13 protein-coding genes and 1 pseudogene are annotated in these 18,169 nt (G+C 44.3%); 4 read left to right on the plus strand and 10 right to left on the minus strand.

Translation table 11 applies throughout. From position 1 onward, the window contains the following. From AB4585_RS04305 to speA, 3 genes are all read right to left on the minus strand, one after another. Positions 1-3,114: retention module-containing protein (locus AB4585_RS04305; protein ID WP_372169367.1), on the minus strand; the 3,114-nt coding region annotated here is incomplete at its 3' end. A 666-nt stretch (positions 3,115-3,780) separates the two neighbouring features. Continuing rightward, positions 3,781-4,707, minus strand: a complete 927-nt coding sequence (speB, locus tag AB4585_RS04310) for an agmatinase (RefSeq protein WP_136973983.1) — start codon at positions 4,705-4,707, stop codon at positions 3,781-3,783. Further along, positions 4,707-6,614 carry an arginine decarboxylase gene (speA, locus tag AB4585_RS04315; RefSeq protein ID WP_372169368.1) on the minus strand — a complete coding sequence of 636 codons (1,908 nt, stop codon included), beginning with the start codon at positions 6,612-6,614 and terminating at the stop codon, positions 4,707-4,709. Before speA ends, speB begins: the two co-directional genes overlap by 1 nt. Before the next feature lie 561 nt (positions 6,615-7,175). Between speA and AB4585_RS04320 the strand changes: the two genes are divergently transcribed. From AB4585_RS04320 to AB4585_RS04335, 4 genes and pseudogenes are all read left to right on the plus strand, one after another. Beyond that, entirely contained in the window at positions 7,176-8,612 is a 1,437-nt protein-coding gene (locus AB4585_RS04320) for a coniferyl aldehyde dehydrogenase (protein WP_017070227.1), read from the plus strand. Beyond that, on the plus strand, positions 8,609-9,187 hold the full coding sequence (locus AB4585_RS04325) for a TetR/AcrR family transcriptional regulator (protein WP_017066051.1): 579 nt from the start codon (positions 8,609-8,611) through the stop codon (positions 9,185-9,187). Before AB4585_RS04320 ends, AB4585_RS04325 begins: the two co-directional genes overlap by 4 nt. Positions 9,188-9,716: 529 nt before the next feature. Continuing rightward, positions 9,717-11,291, plus strand: a pseudogene (locus AB4585_RS04330) (ATP-binding cassette domain-containing protein). Between the two features lie 115 nt (positions 11,292-11,406). Continuing rightward, positions 11,407-12,645 carry a leucine-rich repeat-containing protein kinase family protein gene (locus AB4585_RS04335; protein WP_372169369.1) on the plus strand — a complete coding sequence of 413 codons (1,239 nt, stop codon included), beginning with the start codon at positions 11,407-11,409 and terminating at the stop codon, positions 12,643-12,645. A gap of 140 nt (positions 12,646-12,785) precedes the next feature. On the opposite strand, the gene AB4585_RS04340 is transcribed toward AB4585_RS04335, so the two are convergent. From AB4585_RS04340 to AB4585_RS04370, 7 genes are all read right to left on the minus strand, one after another. Continuing rightward, positions 12,786-13,235 carry a hypothetical protein gene (locus tag AB4585_RS04340; RefSeq protein ID WP_372169370.1) on the minus strand — a complete coding sequence of 150 codons (450 nt, stop codon included), beginning with the start codon at positions 13,233-13,235 and terminating at the stop codon, positions 12,786-12,788. 69 nt (positions 13,236-13,304) lie between these two features. Next, positions 13,305-13,619: a N(4)-acetylcytidine aminohydrolase gene (gene yqfB, locus AB4585_RS04345; RefSeq protein WP_004733516.1), complete on the minus strand. Its 315-nt coding sequence runs from the start codon at positions 13,617-13,619 to the stop codon at positions 13,305-13,307. 232 nt (positions 13,620-13,851) lie between these two features. Further along, positions 13,852-14,205 carry a 50S ribosomal protein L20 gene (rplT, locus tag AB4585_RS04350; RefSeq protein WP_004733517.1) on the minus strand — a complete coding sequence of 118 codons (354 nt, stop codon included), beginning with the start codon at positions 14,203-14,205 and terminating at the stop codon, positions 13,852-13,854. Positions 14,206-14,247: 42 nt separating this feature from the next. Continuing rightward, positions 14,248-14,442, minus strand: a complete 195-nt coding sequence (rpmI, locus tag AB4585_RS04355; protein WP_004733518.1) for a 50S ribosomal protein L35 — start codon at positions 14,440-14,442, stop codon at positions 14,248-14,250. Positions 14,443-14,546: 104 nt separating this feature from the next. After that, positions 14,547-15,098: a translation initiation factor IF-3 gene (infC, locus tag AB4585_RS04360; RefSeq protein ID WP_076654893.1), complete on the minus strand. Its 552-nt coding sequence runs from the start codon at positions 15,096-15,098 to the stop codon at positions 14,547-14,549. Positions 15,099-15,100: 2 nt separating this feature from the next. Further along, on the minus strand, positions 15,101-17,029 hold the full coding sequence (gene thrS / locus AB4585_RS04365; protein ID WP_017059786.1) for a threonine--tRNA ligase: 1,929 nt from the start codon (positions 17,027-17,029) through the stop codon (positions 15,101-15,103). Between the two features lie 378 nt (positions 17,030-17,407). Continuing rightward, positions 17,408-18,151, minus strand: a complete 744-nt coding sequence (locus AB4585_RS04370) for a sporulation protein (protein ID WP_136978508.1) — start codon at positions 18,149-18,151, stop codon at positions 17,408-17,410. Positions 18,152-18,169 lie beyond the last annotated feature (18 nt).

The raw sequence follows: 18,169 nt of genomic DNA on the forward strand, positions 1-18,169 counted from the left end.
AAGGTGCTTAAGTGGTTTAAGCAATTCGAATTGATAGCTGTTATCCGAGGTATCGAAAATAATCTCGAACACCGCTTCATTACTCGTTGCTGTTTGAGCAACATAAGTGAAGGTTGTGCCGCTTTGTGACACAGCTTGCCACTCTAAACTTTCTCCATCAGAGGTTAAGCCAGTCAGAACCAAATCTTCATCGACCAGTTCATACTTCACAACACCATCGGCGCCTTCATCAACCGTGAATAACCCATTAATAATGGTATCTTCAGATTGATCTGAACCAATACCAGTAAGATCGTCTTCATCGACAACCATTTCACCAGTCGGCGCCGTCATTACTGGCGCAGCATCGAGCACCTCGATTGGCAATACATATTGGTTAGAATCATCGCCATCACGATCAACAGCAACAACATCAAACGGTATTGTTAATGTATCGAGGTTGCTCGGTGTCGTAGCGTGATTGAGAGGACCAAGCAAGGTAAACGTGTAAGCACCATCATCAGTCAGCACTAATGTGAAGATTGGCGTTCCGCTCGCGTCAGTTGCACCTTGGTAGGTCGTCGTGTTAGCAGCACCTGTGATCTCAGTGATCTCAATACCTTCATTGCCCGACGATAGCGTCGCTTCCAGCGATGAGATATTGCGTAGTTCGTAAACCTCAGCTTGGTCTGCACCTTCTGTGGTAACAAACGAGCCTGTCGCTTGAACGACAACAGAGCCTAAATCATCTTCATCAACGACAAACGTACTCGCAACCGTCGTATCAGTGATGGTTGGCACATCATCCGTCACCGTGATCTGCAGATCGACCGCATTCGATTTATCTTGGTCGGAATCTTCAGCCACAACAGAGAAGTTAAGGTCAATCGTGTTTTCACCCGAGCCATCAGGGTGTTTAATTGGTTTAAACAGTTCGAATTGATAGCTGTTATCCGAGGTATCGAAAATAATCTCGAACACCGCTTCATTACTCGTTGCAGTTTGAGCAACATAAGTAAATGTTGTGCCGTTTTGTGAAACAGCTTGCCACTCTAGACTTTCTCCATCGGAGGTTAAGCCAGTCAGAACCAAATCTTCATCAACCAGTTCATACTTCGCAACACCATCGGCGCCTTCATCAACCGTGAATAATCCATTAATAATGGTGTCTTCAGATTGATCGGAACCAATACCAGTGAGGTCATCCTCATCGACAACTGTTTCCCCTGTAGGTGCTGTCATCACTGGTACATCGTCTTTAACATTAACGAGGATCTCAGCGGCTTCTGGTGTACTCGAACCGCCAGATAGTGCAGAACGGTCGCCATCTGCATCAACAGCATAAATTGGCAATGCAAAAGTTAGCAGCGCATCTTCAGCGCCTTGATGAGAAAGTTCTTCATAAAGATTAAACTCATAGTTGCCCAATGAAGGGCTATCAATTTTAACATCAAAGACCGTAATTCTCGTTCCATTGACCTCAACGTAACCTTCATAAGTTCTTACACCACCGATCTCACCAATCAGCTCAAGTAGCACAGCCTCACCATTTGAAACCAAGGTGCCACCCGTATTAAATTCCGTCGGCTCCAGTTCATAATGGTCGATGATGTCGCTTTCGAAAATATCGGCAGTGATACTTCCGCTCCCCGCTACAGGCGCGGTTCCCTCTTGTGAGCCACCAATGATGCCTGCTTCATCGACACTAATACTGTCGACATTAGTAATGACTGGGCTATCGCCATCAGTGATAACAATGTTGATGTTATTGGTTACAACATCTTGGTCGAAATCGGTAATCGTGATCGGTAAATCGAACGTCAGTGAATCGGTGCCCACTTGTTCTATTGGATTAAACTGCTCGAATTTATAAGTACCATCGGTATCTAGTGAGATAGTGAGAACAACCTCACCTCGACCTTGAATGGACAAAGTGATCGTTGTCCCATCATCAGATAGCCTTGCAAGCGTATTTTGATTATCGCTGAGCAACCCATCAAACTGGTCCAGTGCACCAGCATCAAATACAGCTGATTGAAGATTATCACTACCAATATTGGAGAACGTTCCTTCAATTGCTGCACTGCTAGTTTCTACGTTACTGATATTCACACTTTCAGCAGACGGATCGCCCCCATCAACCATGGCAACTTGCGCATTAATTGGTGTTGCTAATGGGTTTCCGGCGGTGTCTTCACCTTGAATATCAAAAGTGATGTTAATTTGATCGCCTGTATAGGAAACCTGACCGCCACCAACAGACGTTACGTGATCAATTGGTTGAGAAATCGTTGTGGTCAATGAAAGCTCAGCGTTGTTTCCAACACTAACAACATCGATGTCGATGCGTAATACTTCATCGGTGCCTTGAACACCAATGATAGAGTTCGTCGCCGCATCATAAGTAAACGTAACGGGTTGACCACTTGAAGTAATATCACTGTTTAGCTCTGTGAGTAGCGAAGCGAGAGACAGTGCTTCTGGAACAAAAGAATCAGGGGAGAGCGCTAAACTACCAGCAATAATCGTTTCGGTAGTTGTAATAGATTGGGGGTAGGTATTGCCAGAAATGGAGCCTTCGGTGAGCACTTCACTGATTGATTGACCGCCCGATGAACGGGTTATTGTTCTGAACTCTTCTCGGTCTTCATCAACCGTTTGTTCTGCTAGACCTGCGGTCTCAAAAAATGTCGACGGATGAGTTTCGGTGTAGTTGTAGTCAATCGTCACAAAGCCAGCGTTTGCAGAACCTAATCCGCCCCCCGCAGCCGTTGCTTCTAAGATTTGGGTCGGATCGGCACCACCTAAAATGGCTTCTTGAATTGCAGCAAGGTCGTCTTCAGTAAAGGTTTCTGCATCTGATTGCTGTAAGTCAAAATTAACCTCACCAGCTATTGGGGCATCTACCCATGCAGCGTTGTCATCAACACAACCGACGCAATTCTCTGCAACCGGAATCGAATCATTCTGAACGCCTAATACAAGCTCTGACTTGTTGGCCGTAATCACGATCTCATTTTCACGGATGGTATCGCCAACTGAAACTTTTCTTGCGCTGCCGTCTGGCTTAACTACGACGACATCTCCACTCGTTGCTTCAACTACCGCAACCTGGCGCGAAACTTCAATATCCATACATCCCCCGTTGTCACAAAGCACTATTTTTAAGCGCTGTGAAAATTATTTGTAATAGCAATTTCAGGTTTTAATTGAACGCATACTTAGCTCTCATCAATGGCAATCCATTGTTATGCCCAATCGGCTTGAAAAGAGAGAAGTATTTCACCTGTTTTTTTATAGTTTACTTACCCTTAAGCCTAGTCTTCCCCATAAAAAATGCCATGTCTGTGCGAAGAGACATCTTTTCGCAAATCCAAGTATTCTTTCAAGGCTTAAAAACCCTAGTCAAAAGTTAGTAGGATGCTGATTAATATGCAAATGAGCGCGCAATATAAATACACATCTTCGTTTTATAAATATATACAGTAACAAAGTTGATAAATCATTAGCGAATACAGGGCATTAATAGCGGTAAGCTCTGCATCCTTAGTAAAGCAGAGGCAAGTCCCATCTTTGAGACACCTCTCAGAATCAATGTGATGATTTTTCGCTCACAAATCATGAGATAGACCGTAGAATACGAGCCTTTTAGCCTATTAGTTCACAGCCAAGAAAAGACTACTTACTGAGATGCGAGAATAGAATTTTTGTTGCTCGACAAAACAAAAAAACCCACTAAGTTGAACCTTAGTGGGCTTTAAAATCAGTATATAGCGTTATGCTGTTAGCAATGACACACAACTATTTAGCAAGGCGATTTGCAGTCCAGACGTAAAGCAGCTCGAGAGCAATCGTCGCACCAGCCAATGCCGTAATTTCGCTTTGGTCATAGGCAGGAGACACTTCTACAACGTCCATACCAACCATGTTGATACCCTGTAAGCCACGGATGATTTTGAGCACTTTATCTGAGTTCAAACCACCACATACTGGTGTGCCGGTACCCGGAGCAAAAGCAGGATCCAGACAATCGATATCAAACGTTAAGTACACTGGCTTATTACCAACAATACCTTTCACTTGAGCAATGATATCGTCCACGCTCATGTCGTTCGCTTGCATCGCGTTAATAACGTTAAAGCCGTGCCCTTCCTGCTTGTACTCTGTACGAATACCAATTTGCACTGAATGTTCAGGCGAAATTAAACCTTCATTTGGCGCATGGTAGAACATAGTACCGTGATCGTAACGACTACCCTGACTGTAAGTGTCAGTGTGCGCGTCGAAGTGAATCAGAGCCATCTCACCGTACTTCTTGCCATATGCTCTTAACAAAGGCAGTGTAATGAAGTGATCGCCACCTAAACCTAACAGAGTTTTACCACTGTTTAGAATCGCATCAGCAGCTGCTTCTAAACGTTGAGTTAGGTCTTCTGCATCACCGCAATCAAACACAAGGTCGCCAGCATCAATTACCGAGGTATGTTCAAATACATTGAAATCCCACGGGAATTTTTTGCCTTCCCACGCCAAGTTCACAGAAGCACGACGAATCGCATCAGGGCCCATACGAGCACCCGGACGACCGGACGTCGCCATATCTAGCGGCGCACCCAAGACAACCACATCAGCATCGTTGTCGATTGGATTTTGCACCAATGGACGACGCATAAACGTCATCGCATTGGAGTACAGCGAGTAATCTGGTTTCGTAAATAGATCGTTCATTAAAAATTCTCAAGATAGGTGTAACCCATCAAGCCTTGCTCTAACTCTTCAAGTACGCTTTGCTGCTCTTGCGCTGGTACTTTCGCAGTGACCAATTCTTTGTACTTCTGACGAATTAGGTCCATATCGATATGAACGTAACGCATCATGTCTTCTACTGTGTCGCCTTCGTTGATGTAGTCAATGTTCGCTTCTCCGCTTTCATCAACATTCACCACAACACTGTGCGTATCACCAAATAGGTTATGCATATCGCCCAAGATCTCTTGGTACGCGCCTACTAGGAAGAAGCCCATTAGGTATGGTTCATCTGGGTTCCACGCTGGCACTGGCAATGTTGTTTCAATGCCTTGACCATCAACATACTGGTCAATCGTACCGTCAGAGTCACAAGTGATGTCCAACACCACAGCACGACGCTCATCCGCATTATCTAAACCGCTCAGTGGCAATACAGGGAACACCTGATCAATACCCCAAGCATCTGGCAATGACTGGAATAGTGAAAAGTTCACGAAGAACTTGTCCGCTAAACGCTCGCTCAACTCATCCAAAATTGGACGGTGGTAACGGTTCTTTGTGCTCATGCGAGTGCTAAGCTCGTAGTTAATACGCAAAGACATTTGCTCTGCCCAAGCACGATGCTGAAGATTCAGCATACCGGTCGCAAATTGGTTGTGCGCTTCTGCAATATCGCTCTGAGTGTCGTTATAGATCTCAATCAACGCACGGTCATCATTACCAGCATCGAGCTCTAAGAAGTTCTTCCACATGTTGTTTAGCAACATTGGAGCTTCAGCTTCAGGCGCAGCCATATCTTCCGGCGAGTAGCTTTCAGTACCAATCACGTTGGTGATCAGTACAGCATGGTGCGCTGTCAGTGAGCGACCAGATTCTGAAATAATCACAGGTTGTGGCTGATTGTAGAGTTTACAAATATCCCCTACTGTCATCACAATGTTACGAGCGTACTCAAGTAAGCCGTAATTCATTGAGTTTGAAGATTGGCTACGTGTGCCGTCGTAATCGACTGCCAAGCCACCACCAACATCTAAGAACTTCAGTTGAGCGCCAATATCACGCAGTTCACAGTAGAAACGAGCTGCTTCACTCACGCCATTTCGCACGTCACGAATGTTTGCCATTTGTGAACCTAGGTGGAAGTGCACAAGTTCAAGTACATCCAGCTGGTCTTCGGCTTTCAAGCGTTCGATAACAGTAAGCACTTGTGATGCAGACAAACCGAATTTCGACTTCTCACCACCACTTGCTTGCCATTTACCTGCGCCTTGAGAAGCAAGACGGATACGTAAACCCAAACGAGGTTTTACGCCAAGTGCTTTCGCTTCAGAAAGAACAAGATCAAGCTCAGACAGCTTCTCTAGAACGATAAAAACCTTGTGCCCTAGTTTCTCGCCAATCAGTGCAAGGCGGATGTATTCTCTGTCTTTGTAACCGTTACACACGATCACAGAGCTCGCTTTTTGAGCCAACGCCAGTACCGCTAATAGTTCAGACTTGCTGCCCGCCTCTAAACCAAGCTGCTTCTGCTCTAATTGAGCTTGGCTCGCTAAGATCTCATCAACCACTTCTTTTTGTTGGTTAACTTTAATCGGATAAACAAGTAGGTAACGATTGTCGTACTGATATTCGTCGATCGCTTGGTTAAATGCGTTACAGATATTGTGCACACGTTGATGCACTATTTGAGGAAAACGCACAAGAGCAGGCAAACCAATATTTCGCTGCTCTAACTGTTTTACGATCTGACTTAGCGGAACTTGATGATCGGTTTCGCTCGGTGAAACATACACCTCACCGTTATCATCAATTCCATAAAAACCTTGGCTCCAGTGCTTTACATTATACTCAGCACGGATGCGTTCCAAATTAACCGAATTTTCCAATTCTAGAGACCTCACACTATAGGGCCATCGACAGAAGATACCTCTTTGGAATAGCGAGGTATAACCCAACAAAAAGCGTTCAAAAACGATTTGTTGGCTGCATTAACCGATATTATTAAGAGCGAGTCCAACCATTGATATTTGTGGTGACGATTACGTTTTTTTATCGACAGATCGACTTAAAATGACAGGTAAGGAATTACAAGGTTTTAGGGTAAAAAACAGGCTGAAGCGCATTAAATATAAAGCAATTTCTCACATTAAATTAGGGAGAAAAAATGTGCAGAAACCAAAAGATTTTTAGTAAATTGAGTGAGGTTAAGTCAGAGTTGTGACAAATATAAGCACTTCACAATCTGAACTCTCGCTATCACCAACACAGCTTGTGTCCCGCGATTCGATGCCGATAAACACTTCATTCTTCCTACTAGAACTCGCTCACTTCAATGTTGTAACCGCTCAATTTTTGAACTTTTCTCGCGCATATCTTGTATTCGGTTCAATCTTCTTGTAATTTCAACTGACCAACCAATCGGTCAGCCTTCGAATTTAGGGGATACTATGAGCCATAATCTAGACCTTGAACCAAACACGTCGAGCACCAACGACATGGATCAAATATTCAACCGACAACAAGATCACTACCGTAACAACGTTAATCCAACACTTGATCAGAGACGAAATGATCTCTCAGTCTTGAAAAAACTATTAATGCGCTACCAAGAGCAGTTAATTGAAGCGGTATCAGAAGATTATGGCCATCGAGCAGAGCACGACAGCTTAATTGCTGACATCACCCCTTCCCTACACCAGATCAATTACAGTGATAAAAACCTGAAGAAGTGGTTGAAGCCTTCACGTCGAAAAGCCGGCTTGATGCTAACACCAGCCAAGATTACTGTGCATTATCAGCCAGTAGGTGTGGTTGGTATCATCGTGCCTTGGAACTTCCCAGTCATGCTCTCTTTAGGCCCTCTGATCACAGCGTTAGCAGCGGGCAACACGGCGATGCTCAAGATGTCGGAGTTTACTCCAGCGACCAACCGAGTTTTAAAAGCGATGTTGGCCGAAGGCTTTAGTGAAGATCAGGTTGCGATTATCGAAGGCGAAGCTGACGTTTCCGCTAAATTTAGCCAACTGCCGTTTGACCATATCCTTTTCACAGGCTCAACCGCTGTGGGTAAACACGTTATGAGAGCAGCGGCTAACAACTTAACACCAGTTACCTTGGAATTAGGCGGCAAATCTCCAACCATCATTGCCCCTGACTTTGATGTAGCTGACGCTGTTGAACGTATCTTGTTTGCCAAGAGTCTAAACGCTGGCCAGATATGTGTAGCGCCTGATTACATCTTATTGCCGCGAGAAAAATCAGACGAGTTCATCACAGCCTATAAGCGTTATTTCAAGAAGCTTTATAAAGCCGGTATTGAGAGCAAAGACTTAACCTCAGTGATCAACATGCGCCAATACAATCGCTTGAAAGGTGTCATTGAAGACGCACAAGCCAAAGGCGCGGTTATTCACACGGTAACCGAACAAGCACAAGACGATGTAAACCACAGAATGACGCCGCACCTTCTCACCGAAGTGAACGATGAGATGCTCGCGATGCAAGAAGAGCTGTTTGGTCCTGTTTTGCCTATCGTGCCTTATGATTCCATCGAAGAAGCAATCAATTACATCACAGAGAGAGAACGCCCACTGGCTCTGTACCTAATGAGCCATAATAAAGAAACCCAAGACAAGCTTTTATCAGACACGCACTCTGGCGGCGTGTGTATTAATGATTCTTTGGTGCATGTGGCTGCAGAAGACGCACCATTCGGTGGCATCGGCCCTTCAGGCATGGGACACTATCACGGCATTGAGGGCTTCAAGACCCTTAGCCATGCCAAAACCGTTCTAAGTAGAGGAAAAATCAACTTCACCAAGTTAATGCATCCTCCTTACAACAACCCAATCAAGAAACTGATGTTCAAAGTACTCAATAGATGATCACCAAAAGACAAAAAATCCTAGATGCTGCACTCCTGCTCTTCTCTCAACAAGGGCTAGAGGGCACATCTACCGGACAAATAGCGAAAACAGCCGGCGTGGCAAAAGCGACGTTGTTCCACCACTTCGAGAATAAATCTCTATTGATTGATGAACTGTTTCGCGAGCTGAAGCTAGAGCTATTCTCGACCCTTCAACCGCACACTGATGTGGCTGTAGAAGATCGCTACCAAACCTTTAAGTTCATGTGGATCACAGGAATTGAGTGGGCATTAGAGAATCCGGTTGCGATGAAGTTCTTCACCAATGTTCATTTCGACCCAACGACTCAAACTCGAGAAGTGATTGTTTCACAGATGTTCGCATCGCTAGACGAGATCATTTTGAAAGGGCAACAAGATGGTGAATTGATGGTGTTGGACATTAACCTTGTTAGACACTTCATTCATAGCCACTTTCTGATTTGTGCAAACTGGCTGATTGAACAAAGCGAGTCTCCACCAGAGCAAACATCGAAGTACATCAACGATAGCTTTGATATGTGTTGGCGCGCCGTTGGTGGGCAAACCAAGTAGCTTTAAGCCCAAGGCTCTAAGCTCTAAGCTCTAAGCTCTAAGCTCTAAACCCAAAGATATAAGTTCTAGACTCAACTGATTTCCAATAATGATCACTAAAGCGCCACAAAGGCGCTTTAATTATTTGAACACAATTTAATCACCTCAACATATTGACTCAGAGTACGTTCTTTCAGTACCATCCCACCATCATTTCAAAAGAGAATAACGCCATAATGAAGTACTAACATCCTGACATCCGATTTATTTTTATAAAAATCATTTGGACACTCGGGGTTAGTGGGCGTTACTTCATCATCTATTTTCGCGACAAATCAAGCTCTTAAAGATCCGTTTTTTGACAAACAAACATCTTTAAGATTAGTACCTCAAAGACAGAAATCAGATCAACACCCTATTTCCTATCTTTGATTGGCATACTACCTAAGTAACGTCTTTGGCGATCTATACATAGAATTCTGTGTAGGGTTCTATATAGAAAAAGCGCCTCACCCCTTTTACTCGTTTATACGTAAAGGGAGGTATTTCTATGCCGCCTATATTAGCCAACAATCTCTCATTCCAACTCGATACTGGTGAGTGGTTATTCAAAGAGATCACCTTTAATTTGAGCACACGCCTCACCGGCTTAGTCGGAAGAAATGGGGCTGGAAAGTCATTGTTGCTTTCATTACTCGTTGGACAAAAACAGCCCACAACGGGCAGTGTTTCGCGCCAAGGTTCCATCGGCTTTTACTCTCAGTTACCATCAAAGCTACTGGATACCAACATCACCATCGCTGACTTCTTAGGGCGCACCGAAAAGTTAGAAGCATTAAGCGCCATAGAACAAGGTAGCTGTGAATTGCAGCACTTCAATATCATTGGTGATGATTGGGATCTAGAGGCACGTACCCAGCAGTTGCTAGGTACATTAAAGATCACTAGTGATTTGAACACGCCCTGTTGCTCTTTGAGTGGTGGACAACTCGCCTTGCTACAGCTTCATCATCTGTTCGTATCAAATAACGACATACTGATCCTCGATGAGCCTTCAAACCATTTGGATAACGACGGACGCAATTGACTACTCGAACAATGCCAAATGTTTGAAGGCAAAATACTAGTCGTCAGCCATGATCGCAGTTTATTGAGGCAAATGGAGGGGATATACCACCTCAACAACTTGGGCGTACGTTTCTATAAAGGAAATTATGATGATTACTTCAAACAAGTGTCTAGTCAAAGCGAAGCGCTAGACAAACAGATTGCGCATCATCAGTCCGAAAAGAAACGACTCGAGCGTCAAGCTCAAGCCAACAAGGAAAAGGCGCAGCAGCGAGAATCTCAGGGAAACCGACTCAGAAAGTCAGGTAGCCAACCCAAGATTTTATTGGATGCTATGAAAGATAAAGCAGGTCAAAGCCAAGCCGCGTCGGCGACAAGTCAAAGGAACCTCATTGACCAAAACCAACATAAACTTCAGTCGCTTAAAGAACAGAAAGAGCGGATGAAACCACAAGCGTTATACCTACAACAAGCGAATGCTACTAAAAAACACTCACTATTAACCGTTGAAGAGTGTCGCCTAAATTTTGGTTCTGGTGCTCCTATTAGCTTGTCTCTATCACAAGGGGAACGATGCTATCTAACCGGGACTAACGGGTGCGGAAAATCGACACTGTTAAAAGCCATTCATGGCCAACACTCGAACTATATCGGATCCATTAAGCGCTTAGGGGCGACCGTATACTTGGATCAACACTTTGGCCTTTTAGACACCAACGACACCATGTTCGATAGTTTGATGACACACAGCTTTGGGTTAACAGAAAGTAACGCTCGAACCTTGCTCGCTGGAATTGGGTTCAGGCGAGACTCCGTATACCGAAAAGTGGCACATTTAAGTGGTGGTGAAAAAATGAAACTGGCGATGTTGATCGTTAGCCACAAGCAAGACACCCCACTTCTATTACTCGATGAACCGGACAACCACCTAGACATCGACTCAAAGCAAATATTGGCTTCGGCTCTACGTGAATACCAAGGTGCGTTCATCTTGGTCAGTCATGATAGCGATTTTGTTGAGGAGGTCGGCGTTAGCCAAAATCATATACAGCTTTAACCTTCATAAATTCGTTCACTTCGTTTAGTTGGGCGAGTATTCTTCCGGATACTCGCCTTTCTTGATTGAGACAAGTAAACTACGCGCCTCGAACATCTATTCATAAGGCTAAGGTTTGCATACTCTAGAACAATTAAAATCAGGGCAACTAAACGGTATTACGCGCTTACAACTGTCAGAAGATCTCACTGAATTTCCTTTAGAGATCTTAGAACTCGCTGATTCTCTTGAGATTCTAGACCTTTCAGGTAATCAACTGTCAGATTTACCAGAAGAGTTATCACAGCTGACCAACCTGCGTATTATCTTCGCGTCGAATAACCTGTTTACGCACCTGCCTGATGTTCTGGGTACTCTTCCTAAGCTCGAAATGGTTGGCTTCAAAACCAACCAAATCAAAACCGTTAGCGGGCAATCTCTGCCTACTCAACTACGTTGGTTAATCCTGACCGACAATGAGATTGAGGCTCTGCCTCACTCTTTAGGTGAAAGACCACGCCTGCAAAAACTTGCATTAGCGGGTAACAAAATTCGTGTTTTACCAGAAAGCATGAAAAACCTATCAAGCCTTGAGCTAGTTCGCCTGTCTGCAAACCAATTGACTGAATTCCCAGAGTTCCTAATCAAGCTACCAAAACTGGCGTGGCTAGCGTTTGCGGGTAACCCGTTTTGTAAACACCCAAGCAGCTTAGATAGCGTGCCAGCCGTGAGCTCGCAATGCTACTCACTCAATCAAGTGCTTGGCCAAGGCGCGTCTGGTGTGATTTCTCATGCTAACTGGTTAAACGGTGACTTTGATTTCCCACAAGAAGTGGCCGTTAAAGTATTCAAAGGCGAAGTGACCAGTGACGGTTACCCACACGATGAACTTGAAGCGTGTCTTCAAGCCGGCCAACATAGCAACCTAGTGAAGTCTATCGCCAAAGTCGACGAGTCAGACTACCTAGCGTTGGTCATGGAGCTTATCCCAAGCAACTATTACAACCTAGGTTTGCCCCCTACTCTTGAAAGCTGCACTCGCGATACCTTCAACGAAGGCTTCGAGCTTTCAATTGCTCAAATCAATAGCATTACAGAGCAGATGATTGATGTGTTTGAACACCTTCATGCCAACAAAGTCTGTCATGGTGATTTGTACGCACACAACACTTTGGTTAACGAGCAAGATCAGATGATCTTTGGTGACTTTGGCGCTGCAACTATCTATGGCTACCTAACTGAAGAGCAGCAACAAGGCATTCGTAGAATTGAAGCGCGTGCATTGAAGTACTTTATTGAAGACCTACTGACGGTTTGTGCAAAGCAAGACCAATACAGCGAGCTTTATACTCGATTGGCGAACTTCAAAGCTTAATGGCTTAACTTAATAGCTTAATAGCGCGTTGATTAGAAGTACTCGGTAGAATTGAAAACAACAAAGCCAACATCACTGTTGGCTTTTTATTCTTGGAACATCACTCATTTTAATGGGCAAGCAAGGTCGACTAAAAAGGATTAACGCTCAGCCTGCACCAATTTCAGATACGAATGCAGCTCACCATTTTTATATTCCACCGCAGAATGAATATTAAGGTCAGCACGAGCCACAACAGCAAACTGGTAGCGGTTGTCACCCTTCAGAATCTCGACGTGTAACAAACCGTCTGCTAACTGCCACTGCCCTGTTGTTTCAAATCGATCGAACAAACGGTATTCAGTTAGAGAACCGTCAGCATTAAAGTGCACTTCAGTGATGTAACCACCGGGGCAACTCTTCACCCACACTCGACTCTCGATATCACTGACAGTAAAGTCACGCTTGGTATCACGCCACGCTAGAAAGCCTTCGCTATCATAAAGAGCAATGTTGAGATCAGTTCGAGAAATTAACGGCTGCTCAGTTTGCTCACGACAATAAAGTTGAAGTAGAATTTTCTGAACTGTTTCGTTCTGTAATTCACCCATTGTGACTTCCCTTTCTTATTGCTCAGCAGTTAAACACTGTAGTGATCAACAAATTTCATTTAAAGCGGGTTACACAAGCTCGTAAGAAACCACATACAGCTGAGAGATACCCGGATAGATATCTTGAATCACGTCTTTGAGTACTTGCAGCGTCATGTTCTCTTGCTGAGCATGGAATTCACCTAAGTCATCAAACAAAATTGGCTCAACGCTGATGATCTTAAGATTACAGAACACACGTCCTTGCTCTAGCGTTGATACTTCCACAACACTGCCTGGTTGGTAGTCACGCTCAGATTCATCGCGAATAGTAATCGTCTTCTTGCCAGAAAGGATGTCAGTTTCAAAACGTTCGAAGAACGTCATAGTGGTAGGTGCGGTCATTTATTCCGGTCGCTTAACATTAAAAGGTTAGGTAGGTGTTTATATACCAGAATGCGTGTTCAAGCGAATAAAAATTAGATGCGAAATTTCATCTCGTCATTCCCTAGACTGACGAAGGAAGGAAGGATGGATGGATGGAGGGAAGGAGGGAATCTCTAAAGAGCCAAATTACAGGCAATAAAAAAGGAGAACCGAAGTTCTCCTTTTCTTAAACCTTTAAGCTAACTCTAAATTATAGAGATGCTTTCGCTTTTTCAACTAGAACAGCAAATGCTGCTTTGTCGAATACTGCGATGTCAGCAAGAATCTTACGGTCGATCTCGATAGATGCTTTCTTAAGGCCATTGATGAAACGGCTGTAAGATAGACCATTTTGACGAGATGCCGCATTGATACGTGCAATCCAAAGTTGACGGAATTGACGTTTCTTGTTGCGACGGTCACGGTAAGCGTATTGACCAGCTTTGGTAACTGCTTGGAAAGCTACGCGGTAAACACGTGAACGTGCTCCGTAGTAACCTTTAGCTTGTTTTAGAACTTTCTTATGACGTGCACGAGCTTGTACACCACGTTTTACGCGAGGCATTATGCTTCTCCTAAACTAAACGAATTTATAAACTAAAAAGAATTAAGCGTATGGCATCATACGTAGAACTGCAGCCACTTCACATTTTGGAAGGATTGAGTTCGGACGAAGCTGACGCTTGTTCTTAGTAGTACGCTTAGTCAGGATGTGACGTTTACCAGCGTGCTTAAACTTAATACCACCAGCAGTTTTCTGGAAACGCTTAGCAGCACCTTTGTTGGTTTTCATCTTAGGCATGATGAATAACTCCGCATTGTTGAGTTGTTAATAACATAGTAATTAGGGCGAATAAAACCCCGCAACCTGAGGCTGCAGGGTTTAATTACTTGCAAAGCCGTTAATTACTTCTTTTTAGGGGCCAACACCATGATCATCTGGCGACCTTCAATTCTCGTTGGGAAAGATTCGACTACTGCAAATTCTTCAGTATCCGCTTTCAAACGATTAAGAACGTCAACACCGATTTCTTGGTGAGCCATTTCGCGGCCACGGAAGCGAATTGTTACCTTCACTTTGTTGCCGTCTTCTAGGAAACCAGTCAGGTTGCGTAGTTTTACCTGATAGTCTCCAATATCAGTTCCAGGTCGGAATTTAATTTCCTTGATCTGAACCTGCTTTTGCTTCTTCTTCTGCTCTTTCGCAGCTTTGCTCTTCTCGAAGAGGAACTTACCGTAGTCCATCACACGACAAACTGGCGGCTCGGCGTTAGGGCTGATCTCTACAAGATCCATACCAGCTTCATTTGCAGCTTCCATCGCTTCAGCGATTGATACTACACCAACAGCTTCGCCGTCTGCGCCAGTTAGACGCACTTCACGAACGCCACGAATGTCACCGTTTAAACGGTGCTGGTTTTGTTTGGCCGGTTGTTGGCCACGTCTTCCGCCTTTAATAGCTATTCCTCCAGATTGAGCTTACGGCTTGAAACCTCGGCTTGGATGTATGAAATAAAGTCATCCACTTTAAATTTGCCAAGGTCCTTACCTTTACGTGTACGTACTGCAATTTCGCCGGCTTCCATTTCTTGGTCACCACACACAAGCATGAACGGTACACGTTTCAAAGTATGTTCGCGGATTTTAAAGCCAATCTTCTCATTTCTCAAGTCTGCTTTGACTCTAAATCCACTTTTTTGCAGTTTTTTCGTAATTTCTTGTACATATTCAGACTGTTTGTCTGTAATGCCCATTACAACTGCTTGTTCTGGCGCCAACCACGTTGGGAAGAAGCCAGCGTATTCTTCAATAAGAATACCAATGAAGCGTTCTAGTGAACCTAAAATCGCGCGGTGGATCATAACTGGCGTGTGACGCTCGTTATCTTCACCTACGTAAGTAGCACCTAAACGTTCTGGTAATGCAAAATCGAGCTGCACTGTACCACATTGCCAAGCGCGGTCCAAACAATCATGCAAAGTAAATTCAATCTTAGGTCCGTAGAACGCACCCTCGCCTTCTTGAATCTCGTATGCAATGTCCATTGCCTCTAGCGCTTGCTTAAGGTCAGCCTCTGCACGGTCCCACATTTCGTCTGAACCTACACGCTGTTCTGGACGAGTAGATAGCTTAACAACGATGCTTTCGAAGCCGAAAGTTGTGTAAGTATCGTAAACCATTTCAATACAAGCTTTAACTTCTTGTTGAACTTGGTCTTCAGTACAGAATACGTGAGCATCATCTTGAGTGAAGCCACGAACACGCATAATGCCGTGAAGTGCGCCAGACGGCTCATTACGGTGACATGAGCCGAACTCAGCCATACGTAGCGGTAGATCACGGTAAGATTTCAAACCTTGGTTGAAGATTTGAACGTGACCAGGACAGTTCATTGGCTTGATAGCGTATTCACGGTTCTCTGAAGAAGTAGTGAACATCGCTTCAGCGTACTTATCCCAGTGACCAGAGCGTTCCCAAAGAACACGGTCCATCATTAATGGGCCTTTAACTTCTTGGTAATCGTACTCAGTCAGTTTTTGACGAATAAATACTTCTAGCTCACGGAAGATAGTCCAACCGTTGTGGTGCCAGAACACCATGCCTGGTGCTTCTTGCTGCATGTGGAATAGGTCAAGCGCTTTACCGATTTTACGGTGGTCACGTTTAGCCGCTTCTTCTAGGCGCACAAGGTGAGCTTTAAGTGCCTTCTTGTCGTGGAATGCAGTGCCGTAGATACGTTGAAGCATCTTGTTGTCACTGTTACCACGCCAGTATGCACCCGCTACGTTAAGTAGAGTGAAGTGCTGGCAGAAGCTCATGTTAGGCACGTGTGGACCACGACACATATCGATGTATTCTTCGTGATGGTACAGGCCTGGACGATCGTCTTTAGAAACGTTCTCGTCCAAGATTTCAATCTTGTAAGTCTCGCCGCGAGCTTCGAATGCGTCGCGCGCTTCCTGCCAGCTAACTTTCTTCTTAACAACCTGGTATTTGGTCTTCGCTAGCTCTTTCATGCGCTTTTCGATCTTTTCTAGATCGTCTTGCGTTAGAGAGTGCTCAAGATCGATATCGTAGTAGAAACCGTTATCGATAGTAGGACCGATCGCCATTTTCGCTTCTGGAAAAAGCTGCTTAACCGCGTGGCCTAAAAGGTGAGCACAAGAGTGACGAACGATCTCAAGGCCATCAACTTCATCTTTAGCTGTGATGATTTCTAGGCTTGCATCGTTTTCGATAAGATCACAAGCATCAACACGCTCGCCGTCTACACGACCAGCAATGGTAGCTTTCGCAAGACCAGGACCGATTGATAGGGCAACATCTAGAGTTGATACAGGGTTGTCAAATTGACGCTGACTACCGTCAGGAAGAGTAATAATTGGCATTATTTGTCCTTTACAGTGGTGTTGCACACCAAGCAACACATGAAAATGTTTAATATATGTCTTTCAATCAACTAGTACGCTGATTGGGGATATATGCATAATAAATATACCCACATAGAAGCAAATACAGATGCCCCATTTGTGAGTAGCCAAACATTGTAACGAAATAATATGAAATGACAATGTTAGTCCCGCAGCACCACAAAACTATATGACTGAAATGTCTCTTCTATATAGATCCTTCTAACGCCTAACCCATAGCTCAATCAGTAATTCGTTGGCTTTATCTACAATACAAAAAAACCGAACGTTTAAGTTCGGCTTTAGAAGTCATATTGTACTTATTATTAGACAGAGCGACTGCTAACAGAGAGGGAACTACGCACTCATGATTCTTGATACAGCGTTGCGAATGTCTGAGTCGGCCGCATTAGCAGGTAAGCTGAATGAGATGTATTGGTCGCCGCGGAAGCTCATTGATCGGTCGATTTCTGCTAGGCAGTGAACCATTGAGCCTTCAACGATGAATGACAGCTCGATCTCTTTATTATTCATGAAACCGCCGCTGCGAAATTCAATCTCTTGGTAACAACCCGAACGAGAAGCAAAGTTGTTGCCTTTTAAGAAGCCCTTCTCTACGTCAGCTTTCACCATTGCCATACCGGATGCTTCCACGCCTTGGATGATTTTAGCAACTGTTGGCAGTGGGTGTACGGAGATAAAGTCACGGTCTTTAGGGTCAATCGCGAAGCCTATATCTAGGTTGGTTTCAACCCACACATGGCATTGGTTCATTTGTGCGTTCAACGCGGTGACTGGCGTTTCATCATTTAACTTAAGTCGGAATGGAACCAGTTTGGTTTCGCCCGGTTGGATAACGAAAGGCTCTACGGCTTGAATACGACCCAGTGAAAAGGTTTCGTAGCTGGTGCTATCTTCCGTTTCTACTTTTACTTCTGTGTTGAGAACCAAGTTGATCAGGTCGATTTGTTGCTCAACGTCACCACCAACAATGTGAACATTGCCAGACAACTCTCCACCTTGGAAAACTTCAATATTATCTAAGACAGTATCAACCTTTGCTGCACCGATGCCCAACGAGGCCTTTAATTTCTTAAACATATTATTTCCCTTTCTAAT

Origin of the sequence: Vibrio sp. 10N.222.49.C9 (assembly GCF_041474985.1) — a bacterium.
GTDB lineage: Bacteria > Pseudomonadota > Gammaproteobacteria > Enterobacterales > Vibrionaceae > Vibrio > Vibrio crassostreae_C.